Origin of the sequence: Paenibacillus sp. J2TS4, assembly GCF_018403245.1 — a bacterium.
Taxonomy (GTDB): Bacteria; Bacillota; Bacilli; order Paenibacillales; family NBRC-103111; genus Paenibacillus_L.
This window is the reverse complement of record NZ_BOSH01000020.1, coordinates 23,823-45,114: the sequence shown is the minus strand read 5'-3', so window position 1 is coordinate 45,114 and position 21,292 is coordinate 23,823. Positions and strand designations below refer to the sequence as shown.

Here is a 21,292-nt window from a genome sequence, read left to right as displayed (position 1 = left end):
CGCTTCAATTAACTTACTTCTTCTTACCAGCTTTACCTTCCTTGCGAATAATCCGTTCGCCTTCGTATTTAATTCCTTTGCCTTTATACGGCTCCGGCTCACGTACAGAACGAATCTTGGCAGCTGTAGCTCCAACCCGCTCTTTATCGATACCTTTAACAATAACTTTCGTATTGGAAGGAACCTCGAACTCGATTCCATCTTCCGCTTCGATTTCTACCGGATGAGAATAGCCTACGTTCAGTACGAGCTTGTTGCCGCTTTTGTTAGCGCGGTATCCGACTCCGACAAGCTCCAAAGATTTGGCATACCCTTCCGTTACACCATTAACCATATTAGCCACCACACTGCGGGTAGTTCCATGCAGGGAACGGTGTAATTTATTGTCCGAAGGACGTTCGATCACAATTGTGTTTTCTTCTACGTTTACTTTCATTTCCTTATGCAGTTCACGGGATAACGTTCCTTTGGGTCCTTTAACCGTAATAACGGAATTATCCAAAGTAATAGTTACTCCACCGGGAACAGCAATCGGTTTGCGCCCAACTCGAGACATGTGTGCACCTCCATTCGTTTACAGTACAAGCATTACCATACGTAGCAGAGAACTTCTCCGCCTGCGTTGGATTGACGAGCTTCTTTGTCAGTCATTACTCCACGGGATGTGGAAATGATTGCCAGACCTAAGCCGCCCAATACTTTAGGAACTTCTTGACTCTTCGAATATACGCGTAATCCCGGCTTGCTGATTCTTTTCAGTCCGGTAATAACGCGCTCGTTGTTCGGACCATATTTCAGAAACAGGCGGATAATCCCCTGTTTGCTATCTTGAATAAATTCCGCATCGCGAATGAAACCTTCTTTTTTCAAGATCTCAGCGATTTCCTTTTTAATTTTGGAAGCGGGAATTTCTACGGTCTCATGACGAACAGTATTAGCGTTGCGAATGCGTGTAAGCATATCTGCAATCGGATCAGACATTACCATATTGCGAACCTCCTTCCCGAACTAGGGTGATTACCAGCTTGCTTTTCTAACGCCAGGAATCTGGCCTTTGTATGCTAATTCACGGAAACATATTCTGCAGATTTTGAATTTGCGCAGAACGGAATGCGGACGACCGCAACGCTCGCAGCGAGTATAAGCTTGAACCTTAAACTTTGGCTTACGACGTTGCTTCACGATCATCGAGGTTTTTGCCACTTACTTTCCACCTCCGATAGTTGGAATTATTTGGCGAAAGGCATACCCAATTGAGCAAGCAATTCGCGGGATTCTTCATCCGATTTAGCGGTTGTTACGATAACTACGTCCATACCGCGAACTTTATCTATTTTGTCATAATCAATTTCCGGGAAAATCAGCTGTTCTTTCAGACCAAGCGTATAGTTGCCGCGGCCGTCAAATGCTTTGTTCGACACTCCGCGGAAGTCGCGTACGCGAGGGAGAGCAACATTGAACAACTTATCCAAGAAATGGTACATGCGTTCACCGCGCAGTGTTACTTTAACCCCGATCGGCATTCCTTCACGCAATTTAAAACCTGCAATAGATTTCTTCGCTCTGGTAATAACGGGTTTTTGTCCAGCGACCAATTGAAGATCTTCAACTGCGCTGTCCAGTACCTTGGAGTTAGCCACTGCATCGCCAACACCCATATTAATAACGACCTTCTCTATTTTAGGAACCTGCATCACCGTCGAGTAGCTAAATTTCTGCATTAATGCAGGGGTAACATCATTCAGAAAACGATCCTTTAATCTAGCTGCCATGCTAACATGTACCTCCTTTCCGCACTAAATCTTAATCGATAACTTCTCCGGATTTTTTCGCAACCCGAACTTTTTTGCCATTGTCGAGCGTTTTGTAACCGATACGAGTCGGTTTGCCGCTCTTTGGATCCAGCAGCATCACGTTGGAAACATGGATAGGAGCTTCCTGAGTGATGATTCCGCCTTGTGGATTTTGCTGCGAAGGCTTCGCATGCTTCTTCACCATGTTGACACCTTCCACCAATACACGGTTCTGGCGCGGGTAAGCTGCGATAATGCGGCCCTTCTTGCCTTTATCTTTACCGGTAATAACAAATACCGTATCGTCTTTTTTGACATGCAGTTTGTTATTATAGGATTCAAGCTTTTTAGCTTTCGGCATTTTCAAGTACACCTCCTAAGTAACGGATGGTTATATCTGCTTATCGCAGGCAACCTATATTAGATAACTTCAGGCGCTAGCGAAATGATTTTCATGAAATCTTTATCCCGGAGCTCACGAGCAACCGGTCCGAAGATCCGGGTTCCGCGAGGGCTTTTATCTTCCTTAACGATAACGGCTGCGTTCTCGTCGAAAGTAATATAAGACCCGTCTTTACGGCGAGCGCCGCGCTTAGAACGAACGATAACGGCTCTAACTACGTCACCCTTCTTGACAACGCCTCCTGGTGTTGCTTCTTTGACGGAACAGACGATCAAATCTCCAATATTGGCAAACTTGCGTCCTGTTCCACCAAGCACACGAATACACATCAGTTGTTTCGCACCAGAGTTGTCAGCTACGTTTAAACGACTTTGCTGTTGAATCATTCCAGCGACCTCCTTTCGTACCTTCTATCCGAATGATCTGTTACAGATCCAACTTTAAATAACGACTGCTTCTTCCACAATTTCAACCAATCTCCAGCGCTTGTCTTTGGACAGCGGACGAGTTTCCATAATCTTAACCACATCTCCGATTTTGGCTTGGTTGTTCTCGTCATGCGCCTTGAATTTTTTCGTATATTTAATACGTTTGTGGTAGAGGGAGTGCTTCTTGTAAGTTTCTACAGCTACAACGATGGTTTTATCCATTTTGTCGCTGACTACTTTACCGATTTGAACTTTGCGTTCGTTACGTTCACTCATGAAGGTTCCTCCTTTCTTGTCTCTGGTTCAGCTTAGCTGATGCCGAGTTCTCTTTCACGCAAAATGGTCTTGGCACGTGCAATTTCTCTGCGCACTTTACGGATTTGAGTCGGGTTATCCAGTTGACCGGTAGCTAACTGAAAACGGAGGTTGAACAATTCTTCTTTAAAACCAGCAATTTTTTGCTCGATCTCTGCAGTGGTTAAGTTGCGAAATTCACTAGCCTTCATTTGCTTCACCACCCAATTCATCACGTTTCACGAACTTTGTCTTGATCGGCAGCTTATGAGCAGCCAGGCGCATCGCTTCACGAGCCACCTCTTCGCTTACTCCAGCCAATTCAAACAAAATTTTTCCGGGTTTAACAACAGCAACCCATTTCTCCACGCTTCCTTTACCGCTACCCATCCGCACCTCAAGAGGCTTCTGAGTGATCGGCTTGGAAGGGAAAATTTTAATCCATACTTTACCGCCACGTTTAATGTAACGGGTCATGGCAATACGGGCAGCCTCGATCTGACGGTTCGTAATCCAGGACGGCTCCATAGCTTGCAGGCCGTATTCTCCGAATGTAACCTCCGTGCCGCCTTTTGCCTTACCTTTCATTTTACCGCGATGTTCCTTGCGGTGTTTAACACGTTTGGGCATTAACATGATTAGTTTCCTCCTTCCTGTTCAGCCTTCTTCTTAGCTGGCGGAAGAACCTCTCCACGATAGATCCATACTTTAACACCGATCCGTCCGTAAGTGGTATGAGCTTCAGCAGTACCGTAGTCGATGTCCGCACGCAGCGTGTGCAGAGGAACTGTACCTTCGCTGTAGCCTTCCGTACGAGCGATTTCCGCTCCACCCAAGCGTCCGCTAACAGACGTCTTGATTCCTTTGGCACCGGCTCTGATCGATCTTTGAATGGCTTGCTTCATAGCACGGCGGAAAGATACACGGCGCTCCAATTGTTGAGCGATGCTTTCCGCAACCAATGTCGCGTCGAGCTCAGCATTTTTAATTTCTGTAATGTTGATGTGAACTTTCTTGTTAGACATTTTGGCAATGTAGGCGCGAATATTATCTACTTCAGAACCGCCTCTACCAATAACCATACCCGGCTTCGCCGTATGGATAGTAACATTCACCCGATTAGCGGCCCGTTCGATATCGATGCGGGAAACAGAGGCATCCTTCAGTTTTCCTTTAAGATATTCACGGATTTTGACATCCTCCAGCAGCAGATCGCCATAGTCTTTGTCTGCGTACCATTTGGATTCCCAATCACGGATGATTCCAATTCTCAATCCGACCGGACTTACTTTTTGACCCACATGTATCCCTCCTTATTTTTCAGATACCACTAACGTAATGTGGCTTGTGCGCTTATTAATACGGCTTGCACGTCCCATAGCACGCGGCCGAAAACGTTTCATGATCGGACCTTGATTCACATAAGCTTGAGCAATAACAAGCTTCTCAGGGTCCAAGGAATGATTGTGCTCAGCGTTCGCAATCGCTGCGTTCAGAATCTTCTCCACGACCGGAGAAGCGGCCTTCGGCGTATGACGCAGAATAGCAATAGCTTCTCCTACGTCCTTGCCACGGATCAGGTCAATAACCAATTGAACCTTACGAGGAGCAATGCGAATATATCTTGCACTTGCAGTTGCTTGCATGAGTCTACCTCCTCTCAAACATATCGCTTACTGATTGTCGGCCTAGCGTCTGCCGGTTTTTCTGTCGTCGTCCGTATGCCCTTTGTATGTCCGGGTTGGAGCAAATTCACCGAGCTTATGTCCGACCATATCTTCCGTTACATATACGGGCACGTGCTTTCTGCCATCGTAGACGGCGAAAGTATGTCCGACAAATTGAGGGAAAATAGTGGAGCGACGAGACCAAGTCTTAATGACTACCTTTTTGCTTGTGTTATCGGCTTCTTCAACCTTCTTAAGCAAGTAGCTGTCTACGAAAGGCCCTTTTTTCAAACTGCGACCCATAGCTGTTCCTCCCTTCATCCAACCTTAACGGATCAGATTATTATTTCGTACGTCCACGTACAATATATTTATTAGAAGCTTTGCCTTTTTTACGAGTTTTGTAACCAAGCGTCGGCTTACCCCATGGGGACATTGGAGATTTACGTCCGATTGGAGCACGGCCTTCCCCACCACCATGAGGGTGATCATTCGGGTTCATGACAAGTCCGCGAACCGATGGGCGTTTACCCAGCCAGCGGGAGCGTCCTGCTTTACCGATTTTGATCAATTCATGGTCCTGGTTGCCAACAGATCCGATCGTAGCACGGCAAACCTTGAGGATACGACGAACTTCTCCGGAGGACAGACGAATCGTTACATACTTTTCTTCCTTACCGAGAAGCTGAGCTTCCGTTCCAGCTGCACGAACCAATTGACCGCCTTTGCCAGGCTTCAGTTCGATATTGTGGATAAGCGTACCTACCGGAATGTTTTCCAGTGGAAGGCTGTTTCCAATCTTGATGTCGGCATCTGCACCGGATACAATCACATCATTCACTTTCAAGCCTTGAGGAGCGATGATGTAACGTTTTTCTCCGTCTGCATAGTGGATCAAAGCAATGTTAGCCGTCCGGTTCGGATCGTATTCGATCGTAGCAACGCGGCCTGGTATTCCATCTTTATTCCGTCTGAAATCGATAATACGATATTTACGTTTGTGACCGCCGCCATGATGACGAGTCGTAATTCTTCCTTGGTTGTTCCGTCCAGCCGTTTTGCTAAGCGGAGCAAGCAAAGATTTTTCCGGTGTGCTAGTCGTTATCTCTTCAAAAGTCGATACGGACATACCACGTCTACCCGGAGATGTCGGTTTATATTTTTTAATTGGCACTTGGATTCCCTCCTATCTTAACAAAATGTCCTTAGACCGTCTCAAAGAACTCGAGCTCTTTGCTGTCTGGGCTTAAGGAAACAAACGCTTTTTTCCAATCCGGTCTGTATCCGGAATAACGACCATAACGCTTCGGTTTGCCCGGAACTCTCAAAGTGTTGACTTTAACAACCTTCACCTTGAAAATTTCCTCAATCGCTTGCCGAATTTGCGTTTTATTGGCCTTGATATCTACCTCAAAAACGTACTTTTTCTCGGCCATCATATCTGCGGAACGCTCCGTGATTAACGGACGTTTGATAATGTCACGAGGATTTTTCATTACGCAAGAACCTCCTCCACTTTCTCAACCGCTTCCTTCGTAATGATGAGCTTATCGTGAACTAGTACGTCCAATACGTTGATTCCTTCAGCAGTTACAAATTTAACTCCTGGGATATTACGAGCGGACAAAGCCACATTTTCATCGAAGCTTGGAGCAACGATCAATGCTTTGCGATCGACTTTCAAATTGTTCAAAATGGAAACGAAATCCTTCGTTTTCGGTTGAGCCAATTGAAGCTGATCCAACACAATAATCTCGTTCTCAATCACTTTGGAAGAAAGAGCTGATTTAATTGCTAGACGACGAACCTTCTTAGGTAATTTATATCCGTAGCTGCGAGGGGTGGGTCCGAATACGACTCCTCCGCCTTTCCACTGCGGCGAACGAATGCTGCCCTGACGAGCGCGTCCTGTTCCTTTTTGCTTCCAAGGCTTACGGCCTCCGCCTCTTACTTCGGAGCGACCTTTAACCTTGTGCGTTCCTTGACGTTGCGAAGCCTGCTGCATAACAACAGCATCGTGAAGCACATGTTTATTCGGCTCAATTCCGAAAATCGCATCGGACAAATCCACTTCTCCGACCTGTGCTCCGCTAACATTGTACAAAGCTACCTTTGGCATGTATAATCCTCCTTTCCCGCTTTCTTACTTCTTAATTGAAGATTTAATGCTGACGAAGCTATTTTTAGGTCCAGGAATGGAACCTTTCACTAAAATAATGTTGCGCTCCGTGTCCACTTTAACCACTTGCAGATTTTGCAGAGTTACGGTTTCTTTACCCATGTGTCCAGGAAGCTTCTTCCCTTTCGGAACACGGTTGGCTTGGATCGAGCCCATTGAACCTGGTCCGCGATGGTAACGGGAACCGTGGGACATCGGACCTCTGTGCTGTCCATGTCTCTTAATGGATCCGGCAAAGCCTTTACCTTTGGAAGTGCCAGTTACATCGACAAATTCGCCTTCGCTGAACAGATCGGCCTTGATTTCTTGGCCCACTTCATAATCTGCCAACTGAACTCCGCGAAATTCCTTAATGTAGCGCTTAGGTGCTGTGCCGGCTTTTTTCGCATGTCCGGACTCAGGCTTGTTGGCGCGATTTTCTTTCTTATCTTCATAGCCGATTTGAACAGCTTCATAACCATCGTTCTCTACGTCTTTCTTTTGCAGAACTACGCAAGGACCGGCTTGAATAACCGTTACTGGCAGGACTACACCTTCAGGGGTAAAAACTTGAGTCATTCCGAGTTTTCTACCTAAGATACCTTTAGTCATGTTGACACCTCTTTTCCTTTGCATTTCATCGTGATATTGAAACTTTCGTTACAACTTCTTCTATACTATAGCTTGATTTCGATATCCACACCGGACGGCAAGTCCAACCGCATTAGCGCATCGACCGTTTGCGGTGTCGGGCTGACAATATCGATCAAGCGTTTGTGCGTACGCATTTCGAATTGTTCCCTGGAATCCTTGTACTTGTGAACCGCACGTAGAATGGTAATGATTTGCTTCTCAGTCGGAAGCGGAATCGGTCCGGATACACCTGCTCCCGAACGTTTAGCCGTTTCTACGATTTTCTCGGCAGATTGATCAAGAATTCTGTGATCGTATGCTTTCAAGCGGATACGAATCTTTTGCTTTGCCATAATAGTCCCTCCTTCTTTCGCCCAAATGATTATCGGACATACTCCGTGAAAATATCCTGCACACCGCCATGGCAAAGGGGCCGGGTGTGTCAGCAACCTCTCACATCATCGCAACGTCACAGACCAACGTTCACTATTATATTAAAAACCGGGACAGAAAGCAAGAAAAACTTAAAAAAACCTTCATCTCAGAAAAGATGAAGGTTTTTTTCCATCATAGAATTACTTTTGAATGGTAGCAACTGCACCAGCGCCTACCGTACGTCCACCTTCGCGGATAGCGAACTTGGTTCCTTGCTCGATAGCGATCGGAGCAATCAGTTCAACAGTAACGGTGATGTTGTCACCAGGCATAACCATTTCAGTACCTTCTGGAAGAGTGATAACGCCGGTTACGTCCGTTGTACGGAAGTAGAACTGAGGACGGTATCCAGTGAAGAAAGGCTTATGACGTCCACCCTCTTCTTTAGTCAGTACGTAAATTTGTGCTGTAAAGTTAGTGTGAGGCTTAACGGAACCAGGCTTAGCCAGAACTTGACCACGCTCGATTTCTTTACGATCCACACCACGGAGAAGAGCACCGATGTTGTCACCAGCTTGAGCGGAATCAAGCAATTTACGGAACATTTCTACTCCGGTAACAACAGATTTCTTCGATTCTTCAACAAGACCAACGATTTCGATCTCGTCTCCAACTTTGATGGTTCCACGCTCTACACGGCCAGTAGCAACTGTACCACGACCAGTGATAGAGAATACGTCCTCGACAGGCATCAAGAAAGGCTTGTCAGTGTCGCGCTCAGGAGTTGGGATGTAGCTATCGATTTGCTCGAACAGCTCAATGATTCTTTCAGCCCATTCTCCATCAGGGTTTTGCAGAGCTTCACGTGCGGAACCACGAATAACCGGAGTATCGTCACCAGGGAATTCGTATTCGCTCAGAAGATCGCGAACTTCCATTTCAACCAGTTCCAGAAGCTCTTCGTCTTCAACCATGTCACATTTGTTCAGGAATACTACGATGTAAGGTACACCTACCTGACGGGAAAGCAGGATATGCTCACGAGTTTGCGGCATAGGACCGTCAGCAGCGGAAACAACGAGAATAGCTCCGTCCATTTGAGCTGCGCCAGTGATCATGTTTTTAACATAGTCGGCGTGACCTGGGCAGTCAACGTGAGCATAGTGGCGGTTAGCCGACTCATACTCAACGTGGGAAGTGGAGATCGTGATTCCACGCTCGCGCTCTTCTGGAGCTTTGTCGATTTGGTCGTAGGAGAATGCTGCTCCTCCGCCGTATTTTTTAGTCAATACAGTTGTGATGGCAGCGGTCAGAGTAGTTTTACCGTGGTCAACGTGACCGATAGTTCCGATATTAACGTGCGGTTTTGTACGTTCAAATTTAGCTTTTGCCATGTTTAATAAGCCTCCTTAAATATAAATATGTTAGGCACCTTTACTTTTTGCGATGATTTCATCAGCAATAGATTTAGGTACTTCTTCATAATGAGAAATTTCCATAGAGTAGACTCCGCGGCCTTGAGAACGGGAACGAAGCGTTGTCGAGTATCCAAACATTTCGGCCAAAGGTACTTTAGCGCGAATAACCTGGGCTCCTCCACGTGCATCCATTCCTTCGATCCGTCCACGGCGGGAGTTCAAATCTCCCATTACGTCTCCCATGTACTCTTCCGGAACTGTAACTTCTACTTTCATAATCGGTTCCAGAATGGCAGGGTTACACTTGTCCTTGGCTGCTTTAAGAGCCATGGAACCAGCGATTTTAAACGCCATCTCACTAGAGTCAACATCGTGGTAGGAACCGTCGAACAGGGTAGCTTTAATATCCACTAACGGATACCCGGCAAGAACACCATTCTTCATGGATTCTTCAATTCCTGCTTGGACCGGTGCAATATATTCTCTAGGAACCGCACCACCGACAATTTTATTCTCGAATTGGAATCCGGTACCCGCCTCAAGAGGCTCGAACTCGACCCAAACGTGACCATATTGTCCACGTCCGCCAGACTGACGTACGAACTTTCCTTCGACTTTAGCGCCAGAGCGGAATGTCTCTCTGTAAGCAACCTGAGGTTTACCTACGTTCGCATCCACTTTGAACTCGCGAAGCATGCGGTCTACGATAACTTCCAGGTGAAGCTCACCCATACCGGAAATAATCGTTTGTCCCGTTTCTTCGTCCGTATGCGTTCTGAAGGTTGGATCTTCTTCAGCCAGCTTGGAAAGAGCGATCCCCATTTTATCTTGGTCTGCCTTCGTTTTAGGTTCGATGGCAACGTCGATAACAGGTTCAGGGAAGGTCATCGATTCCAGAATAACAGGATTCTTCTCATCGCACAAGGTATCTCCCGTTGTCGTATCCTTCAAACCTACGGCTGCAGCAATATCTCCGGCATAAACTTCTGTAAGCTCCTGACGGCTATTGGCATGCATTTGAAGAATACGGCCTACTCTTTCCCGCTTTCCTTTGGTTGTGTTCAACACATAGGAACCGGATTTCAGAATACCGGAGTAGACGCGGAAGAAAGTCAGCTTACCTACATAAGGATCGGTCATAATTTTAAAGGCCAGAGCGGCAAACGGCTCGTCATCCGAAGATTTACGGGTTGCTTCCGTTCCATCCTCCAGTTGACCTTTAATGTCCGGAACCTCGGTCGGTGCCGGCAAGTAAGCTACGACAGCGTCTAGCACAAGCTGAACGCCTTTGTTACGGTAGGAAGATCCACACAGTACCGGTGTAATCTTAACATCGATTACGCCTTTGCGAAGCGCTGCTTTCAGCTCTTCCTTAGTGATTTCTTCCCCTTCCAGATACTTCATCGTCAGTTCTTCATCCAGCTCGGCAATCTTCTCAACAAGATCCGTGCGCAAAGCTTCTGCCTTGTCTTTGTATTCTGCCGGAATTTCCACCTGTTCAACTTCCTGGCCTTTGTCATCTTTGTAGATGTAGGCAATTTCTTCGATCAGGTCGATCATTCCGACGAAATCATTCTCCGTACCGATCGGATATTGAATCGCAACGGCATTGGCTTGCAGCCTTTCCCGCATTTGCTCGATGGCTCCCTCGAAATTGGCTCCGATAACGTCCATCTTGTTAACGTATGCGATCCGCGGAACCCCATAATGGTCCGCCTGGCGCCATACAGTTTCGGATTGGGGTTCTACGCCACCTTTGGCACAGAACACACCCACTGCTCCATCCAGTACACGAAGCGAACGCTCAACTTCAACGGTGAAGTCTACGTGACCGGGCGTGTCGATAATATTGATGCGGTGGCCTTTCCACTGGGCTGTCGTTGCCGCCGAAGTGATCGTGATTCCACGTTCTTGCTCCTGCTCCATCCAGTCCATTGTAGCGGAGCCTTCATGGGTCTCCCCAATTTTATGGGTACGACCCGTATAGAATAGAATCCGCTCCGTCGTGGTAGTCTTACCGGCGTCAATATGCGCCATGATCCCGATGTTTCGTGTATCTTTTAAGGAGAACTCTCTTGCCATAGTTTTTCGTCTCCTTTCTAATGTGCTGCATAAATTGAAATTCTACCAGCGGTAGTGAGCAAAAGCTTTGTTAGCTTCGGCCATCTTGTGCGTATCTTCACGCTTTTTAACGGAAGCTCCAGTGTTATTGCTAGCGTCAATAATTTCAGCAGCCAGTCTTTCTTGCATCGTTTTCTCACCGCGCAGACGAGAATAGTGCACCAACCAGCGCATACCGAGAGTAGAACGACGCTCGGGTCTTACTTCAATAGGTACTTGATAGTTCGCACCGCCGACACGGCGGGCTTTAACCTCGAGCACCGGCATGATGTTCTTCAATGCTTGCTCAAATACTTCCATAGCATCCTTCCCGGTACGTTCCTGAACCGAATTGAAGGCATCATACAAAATTCTTTGAGCCGTTCCTCTTTTACCGTCGATCATAATGCGGTTGATCAAACGAGTAACCAGCTTGCTGTTGTAAATCGGATCCGGCAAAACATCTCTGCGTGTTACAGGGCCTTTACGTGGCATAGTTATCCCCCTTTCATCGATTCTTCATCCGTATATCGAAATATCCGAATTATTTTTTCTCCTTAGGACGCTTCGTTCCATATTTGGAGCGAGCCTGCATCCGGTTGTTCACACCTGCTGTATCCAACGCTCCGCGAACAATGTGGTAACGTACCCCCGGCAAGTCTTTAACCCTGCCGCCGCGCACTAGAACCACACTGTGCTCTTGAAGGTTGTGTCCGATTCCCGGAATATAGGCTGTCACCTCAACACGGTTGGTTAAACGTACACGAGCGTATTTACGAAGAGCTGAGTTAGGTTTCTTCGGTGTCATCGTACCTACACGAGTACAAACCCCACGCTTTTGAGGAGCGTTCAGATCGGTTTCTTCCCTTTTCAAGGCGTTAAACCCTTTGTGCAGCGCCGGAGATTTCGAAGTATATACTTTCGCCTTGCGGCCTTTACGCACTAATTGGTTAATTGTTGGCATTCATCGCACCTCCTTCCCATAGCTTTCTACTATTTGCAGCAAGCCCACAGATCCAGGTGAATCATAAAAAAGCACAGGAAAGTTTTTGTCCACAGAAGTACAGTATGAAACCACATCCTGGCGCTTCATAGTGCATCCCGTTAACAAAAACATATTTAGCCTTCATTCACCACTGCAGCCATGGCAGCACCTACATCGATTCCACAGGCTTTACCAAGCTGTTTCATAGAATCTACGTAAGTTACATTAACCCCCATTTTTTTGCAGAGGTTTACCATTTTCGTTGTCATACGAGGATCGGCATCTTTGGCAATAAAAACCTCTGACGCTTTGCCAAGTTCCACTAACCTCGTCACCTGCTTGGTGCCAACGCTCAAGTGATTTGCCTGCTTGACTTTATCATAAGACATGATTCAATCGTATCCTCCAAAGCACAGGTGATCAATTTGGGCACACTCCGATATAGTATCATTTCAAAAAAGCTGTGTCAAGAAAGTTCATGCATGTATTTTCATGAACTTTCTTGACACAAATGGTTAATTCTGACTCAAGGCGACTTCACTGCCGGTTTCCGGATCCATATTGCTCTCGGGGTCTTCCCCGGAAGAGAATTCCTCGACCGGAGCATTGGGATCCATTACCCGGATATTCCGATATCGGGCCATTCCTGTTCCGGCAGGAATCAGCTTACCGATAATGACGTTCTCTTTAAGTCCAAGCAGTTGGTCAACCTTCCCTTTGATCGCCGCATCCGTAAGAACACGGGTCGTCTCCTGGAAGGATGCCGCAGACAAGAACGAATCCGTCTCCAGAGACGCTTTCGTAATCCCGAGCAGTACGGGTTTGGCCACGGCGGGCTCGAGCCCGTTCAGCAGCGCCTCCCGGTTAGCTGCCTCATATTCGTGGATATCCACGAATGAACCCGGCAGCAGAGTCGTATCTCCAGAATCTACGATTCGGATTTTGCGCAGCATCTGACGAATCATAACTTCGATATGCTTGTCGTTGATTTCAACACCCTGGTTCCGATATACGCGGTGAACTTCCTGCAGAATGTAGTTCTGAACCCCGCGAATGCCCTTGATCCGCAGCATATCTTTAGGGTCAATCGATCCGTCTGTCAGCTCATCCCCGGCTTCGACCTGCTGACCTTTGGATACCCGAATACGCGATCCGAAGGTGACGGAATAAATCTTCGTCTCCGCTTCCCCTTGAACCTCGATCTCCCGACGGTCCTTGGCTTCGCGAATATCTTTAATTACACCATCGACTTCGGTGATAATCGCCTGTCCTTTAGGATTCCGCGCTTCAAACAGCTCCTGAATACGCGGCAAACCTTGGGTGATGTCGTCTCCGGCTACTCCACCGGTATGGAACGTACGCATCGTCAGCTGCGTTCCAGGCTCACCAATCGATTGAGCGGCGATAATACCGACCGCTTCCCCGATTTCTACGAACTGTCCCGTGGCCAGGTTGCGTCCGTAGCATTTTTTACAAACCCCATGACGAGCCCGACAGCTCAGCACAGAGCGAATTTGAACCCTTTCTACACCGGCGTGAACGATTTGCTCGGCAATGGAAGCATCGATCATCTCATTGCGGCCAACGATCACTTCACCGGTTTCGGGATGGCGGATAGTCTCGAACGAATATCGGCCTTCGATCCGATCGTACAGATCCTCGATGACTTCTTTACCGTCTTGAATTTTGCTGACCATGAGACCTTTATCGGTTCCGCAATCTTCTTCACGAACAATAACATCCTGGGCCACATCGACGAGACGACGGGTCAAGTAACCGGAGTCCGCCGTACGCAGAGCTGTGTCGGATAGTCCTTTACGGGCACCGTGTGTGGAGATAAAGTACTCCAGAACGGTTAGTCCTTCCCGGAAGTTCGATTTGATAGGGAGCTCGATGATCCGTCCGGACGGGTTCGCCATCAATCCACGCATGCCGCCCAGCTGAGTAATCTGGGATTTGTTCCCCCGCGCCTTGGATTCAACCATCATGTTGATGGAGTTGAATTTATCCAGCGACTTCATCAGAATATCGGTAATTTCGTCTTTAGCTTTACTCCATATACCGATAACGCGGTCATACCGTTCTTCATCCGTAATCAAACCTCTGCGGTATTGATTCGTAACGGTAAGAACCTTATCCTCCGAAGCTTTAATAATTTCATCCTTTTCCTTCGGAACGGTAACGTCAGCTACGGCAATAGTAATCCCTGCACGAGTCGAGTAGACGAATCCAAGGCTCTTGATTTTGTCCAGAATCACCGAGGTTTCCGTTGTGTGATAACGGCGGAAGCACTCGGCAATAATAGCACCAAGATACTCTTTGCCGATGGCGATCTTCTCCGGAGCCTGCATGATGCGCTCCCGGATGTCCGCTCCTTTGTCAAACACGAAATATTCATCGGAAATTCCATTCAACAAGTTGGACTTGGACGCTTCGTTAATATATGGGAAATCGCTCGGGAAGATTTCGTTAAAAATAATTTTCCCGATCGTAGTGATCAGTACGGCATTCTGCTGCCGCTCGGTAAATGATGTTTTGTTAAGCGCCTTAGCCGGTATAGCCACTACGGCGTGCAAGGCTGCGATTCCTCGCTGGTAAAGCGAGATCGCTTCCTTTACGGACCCGAGAATCATCCCTGTTCCATTGGCTTCCCGGTTAGACATCGTCAAATAGAAGCTTCCTAGAACCATGTCCTGGGAAGGAGTAACGACCGGTTTGCCGTCTTTCGGGTTAAGAATGTTACCCGATGCCAGCATCAATAGACGGGCTTCCGCTTGAGCCTCTGCGGATAAAGGAACGTGCACCGCCATCTGGTCCCCGTCAAAGTCGGCATTATAGGCCGTACAAACGAGAGGGTGAAGCTTAATGGCGCGTCCTTCGACAAGAATCGGCTCGAACGCCTGGATACCGAGTCTGTGAAGCGTAGGAGCACGGTTCAACAATACCGGATGCTCTTTAATCACTTCCTCCAGTACGTCCCATACCTCCGCACTGCTTCGTTCTACTTTCCGCTTGGCACTCTTGATGTTGTGGGCCAAACCTTTGTTAACCAACTCTTTCATAACAAAAGGCTTGAACAGCTCCAACGCCATTTCTTTAGGCAGCCCGCACTGATACATCTTCAGGCTCGGACCGACAACGATAACGGAACGACCGGAATAGTCAACCCGCTTACCGAGAAGGTTCTGACGGAAACGGCCCTGCTTACCTTTAAGCATATGGCTTAGAGATTTCAACGGACGATTGCCGGGACCGGTCACAGGACGGCCGCGACGGCCATTATCGATAAGCGCATCGACAGCTTCCTGCAGCATCCGCTTCTCATTCTGCACGATAATATCGGGCGCGCCGAGATCTAACAAACGCTTAAGCCGATTGTTCCGGTTAATGACACGACGATACAAATCGTTAAGGTCAGAGGTGGCAAAGCGGCCCCCGTCCAATTGGACCATCGGGCGGAGCTCCGGAGGAATGACCGGCAGGACATCAAGAACCATCCACTCTGGCAGGTTCTTGGAATTCCGGAACGCCTCAATGACTTCGAGACGCTTGATCGCACGGTTTCTCCGCTGCCCTTGAGCGGTTTTGAGCTCTTCTTTAAGAGAATCCAGCTCCTTGTCAATGTCTATGTCCTGGAGCAGCCTTTTAATGGCTTCCGCACCCATTCCGGCCTGGAACGCATACCCGTATTTTTCACGGTAGCTGCGGTATTCCTTCTCGGAAAGCAGCTGCTTCTTCTCCAACGGCGTATCGCCTGGATCCGTTACGACATAGGAAGCAAAATAGATGACTTCCTCCAGGGAACGCGGAGACATATCCAAAGCCAGCCCCATTCGGCTGGGAATACCTTTGAAATACCAAATATGAGAAACCGGAGCGGCCAATTCGATATGACCCATCCGTTCGCGGCGAACCTTCTGGCGAGTTACCTCTACGCCGCATCGGTCACAGACGACTCCTTTGTAGCGAACTCGCTTGTACTTCCCGCAATGACACTCCCAGTCTTTGGTCGGACCAAAGATTTTTTCACAGAACAGCCCTTCTTTCTCAGGCTTTAGCGTTCTGTAGTTGATCGTCTCCGGCTTCTTGACTTCCCCGCGCGACCAGGAACGGATTTTCTCAGGCGATGCCAATCCGATCTTCATATACTCAAAGTTGTTAACGTCGATCAAGGAGCAACCCTCCTTAGAAATGTACTCTCCTCTTCAAAACACGCTTCCGTCTGTTCTGTACTGAACCGGGCTTATTCTACGCCCAGTTCAGCGCCTTCCAGGTTGAGGTTCAGCTTGTCGTTGTTAGCGTCGTCCTCATCATCTATTTCTTTCATTTCAATTTCTTCTTCGTTCTCAGTCAAAATCTTGACGTCCATCCCGAGACTCTGCAGTTCTTTAATGAGAACCTTGAACGACTCAGGAACTCCGGGCTCCGGAACATTCTCCCCTTTGACAATGGACTCGTACGTCTTCACCCGGCCGACGACGTCGTCGGACTTGACCGTGAGGATCTCCTGCAGAGTATAGGCAGCACCGTAGGCTTCCAAGGCCCATACCTCCATCTCCCCGAAGCGCTGTCCGCCGAACTGCGCTTTACCACCGAGCGGCTGCTGGGTAACAAGCGAATAAGGACCAGTGGAACGGGCGTGGATTTTGTCATCAACCATGTGCGCCAGCTTAATCATGTACATGACGCCAACGGTGACTTCGCGTTCGAACTGCTCTCCCGTCCGCCCGTCGTACAGAACAGTCTTCCCGTTGCGCTGCATGCCTGCTTCTTCCATCGTGTCGAACACGTCATACTCAGACGCACCATCGAAGACAGGGCTCGCCGTATGAATGCCAAGCGCCTTGGCGGCCATCCCAAGGTGAACCTCCAGAACCTGACCGATGTTCATCCGGGAAGGAACCCCAAGCGGATTAAGCACAACTTCCACAGGTGTGCCATCCGGCAGGAAAGGCATATCCTCTTCCGGCAGAATACGGGCGACAACCCCTTTGTTCCCGTGTCTTCCGGCCATTTTGTCCCCTTCGGAGATTTTCCGCTTCTGGGCGATATATACGCGCACCAGCTGGTTAACTCCAGGAGGCAGCTCGTCACCGTTCTCGCGCGTGAAGACTTTAACGTCAACAACGATTCCATCGGTCCCGTGCGGCACTCTCAGAGAGGTGTCCCTAACCTCTCGGGCCTTCTCTCCAAAAATCGCGTGCAGCAAACGTTCTTCAGCGGTTAATTCGGTAACACCTTTAGGGGTGACTTTACCGACCAGAATGTCTCCGGCGCCGATTTCCGCACCGACCCGGATAATTCCGCGCTCATCCAGATTTTTCAGGGCTTCCTCTCCAACGTTAGGAATATCCCGAGTAATTTCCTCCGGTCCGAGCTTCGTATCCCGGGCTTCGGATTCATACTCCTCGATGTGGATGGAGGTATAAACGTCCTCTTTAACCAGCTTCTCGCTCAGCAGAATAGCATCCTCGTAGTTATAGCCTTCCCAAGTCATGAAGGCAACGACGACGTTGCGGCCCAAGGCCAATTCGCCCTGCTCAGTGGATGGTCCATCTGCGAGAACATCCCCTACCTTGACAAACTCCCCGCGTTTAACAAGCGGACGTTGGTTGATGCAGGTTCCCTGGTTAGAGCGCAAAAACTTGTGCAGCTTGTATTTAATCAGATCGCCACTTACTTTCTTGCCATCTATCGTCTCCTGACGACGCAGCCAGATTTCATTAGCGGATGCTTTCTCAATAACACCGTCATACTTGGCAACGACGCAAACTCCCGAATCTTTGGCCGCCTTATGCTCCATTCCGGTCCCGACAAGCGGAGATTTAGGAACGAGCAGTGGCACGGCTTGCCGCTGCATGTTAGATCCCATCAGCGCACGGTTTGAGTCATCGTTCTCAAGGAACGGAATCAAAGCCGTTGCCACGGAAACTACCTGCTTGGGCGAAACGTCCATGTAGTCGACACGGTCGCGCGGAAGGGTAAGTATGTCATCCTTGTAACGAATAATGACGTTCTCGCTCGCGAACGTTCCGTCCGGAGCCAGCTCAGCGTTAGCCTGAGCGATGACATAGTTATCTTCCTCGTCAGCCGTCAAGTAGGCGATTTTATCTGTTACGATTCCCGTCTTGGGATCGACCCAACGATACGGAGCTTCAATAAAGCCGTATTCGTTGATCCGGGCAAACGTGGACAGCGAGTTGATCAACCCAATATTCGGGCCCTCTGGTGTCTCGATCGGACACATCCGTCCATAGTGGGAATGGTGAACGTCCCGGACATCCAAGCCAGCGCGTTCCCTGGTCAATCCGCCTGGCCCCAATGCGGACAGACGACGCTTATGCGTCAGCTCAGCGAGCGGATTGGTCTGGTCCATAAATTGGGACAGCTGAGAGCTTCCGAAAAACTCCTTGATGGAAGCAATAACCGGGCGAATATTGATCAACGCTTGCGGCGTGATGACGTTGGCGTCCTGAATAGACATTCTTTCGCGAACAACACGCTCCATCCGCGACAATCCGATGCGGAATTGATTCTGCAGCAATTCACCTACAGAGCGGAGACGTCTGTTGCCCAAATGATCTATATCATCCGTATTGCCGATTCCGTGGAGCAAGTTAATAAAATAGTTGATCGACGAAATAATATCGGCAGGAGTGATATGCTTGACCAATTTATCGATATTCCCATTGGAAATGACCTTAATGACTTTGCCATCCTCATAGGGAGAGAATACATCAATGCATTGCAGTGGAATCTCGTCCGATTCCGTTACTCCGCTGCTAACCGCAAACTCCTTCAGATTAACGCCTTCTTCCAGGTAGGGAAGAATCTGATCGAGAAGACGACGGTCCAGCATTTGCCCGGTTTCCGCAATGATTTCCCCGGTTTCCGGATCAAACAGCGTTTCCGCCAAGCGCTGATTAAACAAACGGTTTTTAATATGAAGCTTTTTGTTAATTTTGTAACGGCCCACGTTAGCCAAATCATATCTTTTAGGATCAAAAAATCTGGCCACGAGCAGACTCTTGGCGTTATCCAATGTGGGAGGCTCGCCCGGACGAAGTCTTTCATAGATTTCGATCAGAGCCTTCTCGGTCGAATCGGTATTATCCTTGTCCAGCGTATTGCGGACATACTCGTCTTCACCGAGAAGATCCAGAATTTCGGCATCCGTGCCAAAGCCAAGCGCTCTGAGCAGCACGGTGACAGGAATTTTACGAGTCCTGTCAATCCGCACATAAATAATGTCCTTGGCATCGGTTTCCAGCTCTAACCAGGCCCCCCGGTTAGGAATAACCGTGGCCGTATAGGTTGTCTTGCCGTTCTTATCCACTTTCGTACTAAAATAGACACTGGGGGAGCGAACCAACTGACTGACGATTACCCGTTCCGCCCCGTTAATAATAAAAGTGCCTGTATCGGTCATCAGAGGGAAATCCCCCATGAATACTTCCTGTTCCTTAACCTCGCCCGTTTCTTTGTTGATCAAACGGACTTTAACCCTAAGGGGAGCTGCATAAGTGACATCTCGCTCCTTGGCGTCATCTACCGTATATTTGGGTTCACCCAAACTATAGTCGATAAACTCCAGAACCAAGTTCCCTGTGAAATCTTGAATTGGCGATATGTCTTGAAACATCTCCCGAAGGCCTTCCTCCAAAAACCATTCATATGATTTTTGTTGAATTTCAATCAGGTTAGGAATACCCAGCACTTCATTAATACGTGCATACGACCTGCGATTGCGTCGACCATATTGAACAAGATGACCCGCCAACATTCTTCACCCCTCGTGACTACTTTAATGATGTTGCAAACAGGATCAACGGCCATTCACCCAAAGAACGAACCCGTCAAGCCAAGCTATATAAGACCGGCCAGGTATGGAGCGAATGAAGTCTAGTCTCTTATATAGCGAAAAAGCATCTAATGAAGCCCCCCTCAAAGAAAGCGGCCGCATGAGAAGCGGTTATCAGGAAATTTCGAAAGGATTTCAGAAATATGAATTTCCGCCCCTTCGGCTGTATAAACTAGAAAAAGCTTCGTGAGAAGCCTTCCTTTTGAACTTTTCCAAAAAAGCCCAGTAACAGTTCTTCTGTATTTCATTATGCCCTTAGTGAATATCCCATAATCTTCAAAACGGTAGATTCGGTCAAACTTTAGTTTTTCTTGTCCAGCGGATAAGAAAACCTCGCACCTCTCTTCCCGAAAAAAAGGCTTGACATTTTACTAAACTAAAGACATAAAGCCTATTTTATGCTGACATTTTATAATAATATCACATTCTACAGGAAGAGTCAACGAGCAAAACTAAACTGTTATGATTTTATGCAGCGAATAATCCAATATCCTTTATCTTTGGATATTTTATCCACTTTTGAGAACAGACTCTCCAGCTTGGCAAGAGCGGATGGAGCCCCCTGTTTCTTCTGAATAACCACCCACAACTGCCCGGAAGACATCAGAGCCTCAAAAGCCTGCTCAAAAATTCGATGAACGATCGCTTTACCCGCGCGTATGGGAGGGTTCGTCAAAATGCAATGAAAGCTTTCTCCGGCTACTTTGTCCAACGTATCACTTTGCATGATTCTTACATTAGTCAAGCCATTGCGCCTTGCATTCTCACGAGCTAACTCAACGGCACGCTCGTTAATATCGATCATGGTAACCGTCCCCTTGTCCACCTCTGCCGCGATAGCCAAACCAATCGGTCCGTAGCCGCAGCCCACATCCAGCACCTTGGCTTCTCTAGCGACCTCTACAGTTTCGATAAGCAAACGGCTTCCAAAATCGATCCCCTTCTTCGAGAACACTCCGGCATCGGTTACAAAGCTGAATTCCCTGCCTCGCAACTTTTGCTGAAACGTCTGCAGCTGATGTGCGACGGTCGGTTGGGGCGAATAATAATGTTCGGTCATCCTCATTTCCTCCCTGCGGCAATAGTCGTGGTAAGAAAGCTTCCATCTAAGCCTTTTCGAAGACGTTGTCGAATCCATCCTAATCCCCAAAAAGTGAAACAAGTCTCCGAAGCAGAT

The 21,292-nt window shown here is 48.1% G+C and carries 25 protein-coding genes; all 25 read right to left on the bottom strand.

Features of this window, described 5'->3' with window-relative positions; translation table 11 throughout:
• Positions 1-13 precede the first annotated feature (13 nt).
• The gene (rplF, locus tag KJS69_RS27055; protein WP_213586990.1) at positions 14-556 is read right to left on the bottom strand and encodes a 50S ribosomal protein L6; all 543 of its coding nucleotides are present in this window, start codon (positions 554-556) and stop codon (positions 14-16) included.
• Between the two features lie 32 nt (positions 557-588).
• A complete protein-coding gene (gene rpsH, locus KJS69_RS27050; RefSeq protein WP_213586989.1) occupies positions 589-987 on the bottom strand; it encodes a 30S ribosomal protein S8 in 399 nt (132 codons plus the stop codon).
• A gap of 30 nt (positions 988-1,017) precedes the next feature.
• A complete protein-coding gene (locus tag KJS69_RS27045) occupies positions 1,018-1,203 on the bottom strand; it encodes a type Z 30S ribosomal protein S14 (protein ID WP_213586987.1) in 186 nt (61 codons plus the stop codon).
• 26 nt (positions 1,204-1,229) lie between these two features.
• On the bottom strand, positions 1,230-1,772 hold the full coding sequence (gene rplE, locus KJS69_RS27040) for a 50S ribosomal protein L5 (protein ID WP_213586985.1): 543 nt from the start codon (positions 1,770-1,772) through the stop codon (positions 1,230-1,232).
• A 31-nt stretch (positions 1,773-1,803) separates the two neighbouring features.
• Entirely contained in the window at positions 1,804-2,154 is a 351-nt protein-coding gene (gene rplX, locus KJS69_RS27035; RefSeq protein ID WP_213586983.1) for a 50S ribosomal protein L24, read from the bottom strand.
• Positions 2,155-2,213: 59 nt separating this feature from the next.
• Entirely contained in the window at positions 2,214-2,582 is a 369-nt protein-coding gene (rplN, locus tag KJS69_RS27030) for a 50S ribosomal protein L14 (RefSeq protein WP_213586981.1), read from the bottom strand.
• Between the two features lie 54 nt (positions 2,583-2,636).
• Positions 2,637-2,900, bottom strand: coding sequence for a 30S ribosomal protein S17 (rpsQ, locus tag KJS69_RS27025; protein ID WP_144936539.1), 264 nt, complete (start codon positions 2,898-2,900; stop codon positions 2,637-2,639).
• Positions 2,901-2,932: 32 nt separating this feature from the next.
• Positions 2,933-3,130 carry a 50S ribosomal protein L29 gene (rpmC, locus tag KJS69_RS27020; protein ID WP_213586979.1) on the bottom strand — a complete coding sequence of 66 codons (198 nt, stop codon included), beginning with the start codon at positions 3,128-3,130 and terminating at the stop codon, positions 2,933-2,935.
• Positions 3,120-3,554: a 50S ribosomal protein L16 gene (gene rplP / locus KJS69_RS27015; protein ID WP_213586976.1), complete on the bottom strand. Its 435-nt coding sequence runs from the start codon at positions 3,552-3,554 to the stop codon at positions 3,120-3,122. The genes rpmC and rplP overlap by 11 nt, the downstream gene beginning before the upstream one ends.
• Before the next feature lie 2 nt (positions 3,555-3,556).
• Complete coding sequence (gene rpsC, locus KJS69_RS27010; protein WP_213586974.1) at positions 3,557-4,219, bottom strand: 30S ribosomal protein S3; 663 nt, start codon at positions 4,217-4,219, stop codon at positions 3,557-3,559.
• Between the two features lie 12 nt (positions 4,220-4,231).
• On the bottom strand, positions 4,232-4,564 hold the full coding sequence (gene rplV, locus KJS69_RS27005; RefSeq protein ID WP_213586972.1) for a 50S ribosomal protein L22: 333 nt from the start codon (positions 4,562-4,564) through the stop codon (positions 4,232-4,234).
• A gap of 42 nt (positions 4,565-4,606) precedes the next feature.
• Complete coding sequence (gene rpsS, locus KJS69_RS27000) at positions 4,607-4,888, bottom strand: 30S ribosomal protein S19 (protein ID WP_213586970.1); 282 nt, start codon at positions 4,886-4,888, stop codon at positions 4,607-4,609.
• A gap of 40 nt (positions 4,889-4,928) precedes the next feature.
• Positions 4,929-5,759, bottom strand: coding sequence for a 50S ribosomal protein L2 (gene rplB / locus KJS69_RS26995; RefSeq protein ID WP_213586968.1), 831 nt, complete (start codon positions 5,757-5,759; stop codon positions 4,929-4,931).
• A 31-nt stretch (positions 5,760-5,790) separates the two neighbouring features.
• Complete coding sequence (gene rplW, locus KJS69_RS26990) at positions 5,791-6,081, bottom strand: 50S ribosomal protein L23 (protein ID WP_213586966.1); 291 nt, start codon at positions 6,079-6,081, stop codon at positions 5,791-5,793.
• Positions 6,081-6,704 carry a 50S ribosomal protein L4 gene (gene rplD / locus KJS69_RS26985; protein ID WP_213586964.1) on the bottom strand — a complete coding sequence of 208 codons (624 nt, stop codon included), beginning with the start codon at positions 6,702-6,704 and terminating at the stop codon, positions 6,081-6,083. The genes rplW and rplD overlap by 1 nt, the downstream gene beginning before the upstream one ends.
• A 24-nt stretch (positions 6,705-6,728) precedes the next feature.
• Positions 6,729-7,355: a 50S ribosomal protein L3 gene (gene rplC, locus KJS69_RS26980; protein ID WP_213586963.1), complete on the bottom strand. Its 627-nt coding sequence runs from the start codon at positions 7,353-7,355 to the stop codon at positions 6,729-6,731.
• A 65-nt stretch (positions 7,356-7,420) separates the two neighbouring features.
• Positions 7,421-7,729, bottom strand: a complete 309-nt coding sequence (gene rpsJ, locus KJS69_RS26975) for a 30S ribosomal protein S10 (RefSeq protein WP_010279591.1) — start codon at positions 7,727-7,729, stop codon at positions 7,421-7,423.
• A 222-nt stretch (positions 7,730-7,951) separates the two neighbouring features.
• Positions 7,952-9,145, bottom strand: a complete 1,194-nt coding sequence (gene tuf / locus KJS69_RS26970; protein WP_213586962.1) for an elongation factor Tu — start codon at positions 9,143-9,145, stop codon at positions 7,952-7,954.
• A gap of 30 nt (positions 9,146-9,175) precedes the next feature.
• The gene (gene fusA / locus KJS69_RS26965) at positions 9,176-11,251 is read right to left on the bottom strand and encodes an elongation factor G (RefSeq protein ID WP_213586961.1); all 2,076 of its coding nucleotides are present in this window, start codon (positions 11,249-11,251) and stop codon (positions 9,176-9,178) included.
• Between the two features lie 42 nt (positions 11,252-11,293).
• On the bottom strand, positions 11,294-11,764 hold the full coding sequence (rpsG, locus tag KJS69_RS26960; RefSeq protein ID WP_213586960.1) for a 30S ribosomal protein S7: 471 nt from the start codon (positions 11,762-11,764) through the stop codon (positions 11,294-11,296).
• Between the two features lie 49 nt (positions 11,765-11,813).
• On the bottom strand, positions 11,814-12,233 hold the full coding sequence (rpsL, locus tag KJS69_RS26955; protein ID WP_213586959.1) for a 30S ribosomal protein S12: 420 nt from the start codon (positions 12,231-12,233) through the stop codon (positions 11,814-11,816).
• A 155-nt stretch (positions 12,234-12,388) separates the two neighbouring features.
• Positions 12,389-12,643 (bottom strand): ribosomal L7Ae/L30e/S12e/Gadd45 family protein, encoded by a 255-nt coding sequence (locus KJS69_RS26950; protein ID WP_213586957.1) that lies wholly within the window; start codon positions 12,641-12,643, stop codon positions 12,389-12,391.
• 126 nt (positions 12,644-12,769) lie between these two features.
• Positions 12,770-16,426 (bottom strand): DNA-directed RNA polymerase subunit beta', encoded by a 3,657-nt coding sequence (gene rpoC, locus KJS69_RS26945; RefSeq protein WP_213586955.1) that lies wholly within the window; start codon positions 16,424-16,426, stop codon positions 12,770-12,772.
• 71 nt (positions 16,427-16,497) lie between these two features.
• The gene (gene rpoB / locus KJS69_RS26940) at positions 16,498-20,034 is read right to left on the bottom strand and encodes a DNA-directed RNA polymerase subunit beta (RefSeq protein ID WP_213587052.1); all 3,537 of its coding nucleotides are present in this window, start codon (positions 20,032-20,034) and stop codon (positions 16,498-16,500) included.
• A 541-nt stretch (positions 20,035-20,575) separates the two neighbouring features.
• Positions 20,576-21,175, bottom strand: coding sequence for a class I SAM-dependent methyltransferase (locus KJS69_RS26935; protein ID WP_213586953.1), 600 nt, complete (start codon positions 21,173-21,175; stop codon positions 20,576-20,578).
• Between the last annotated feature and the right edge of the window lie 117 nt (positions 21,176-21,292).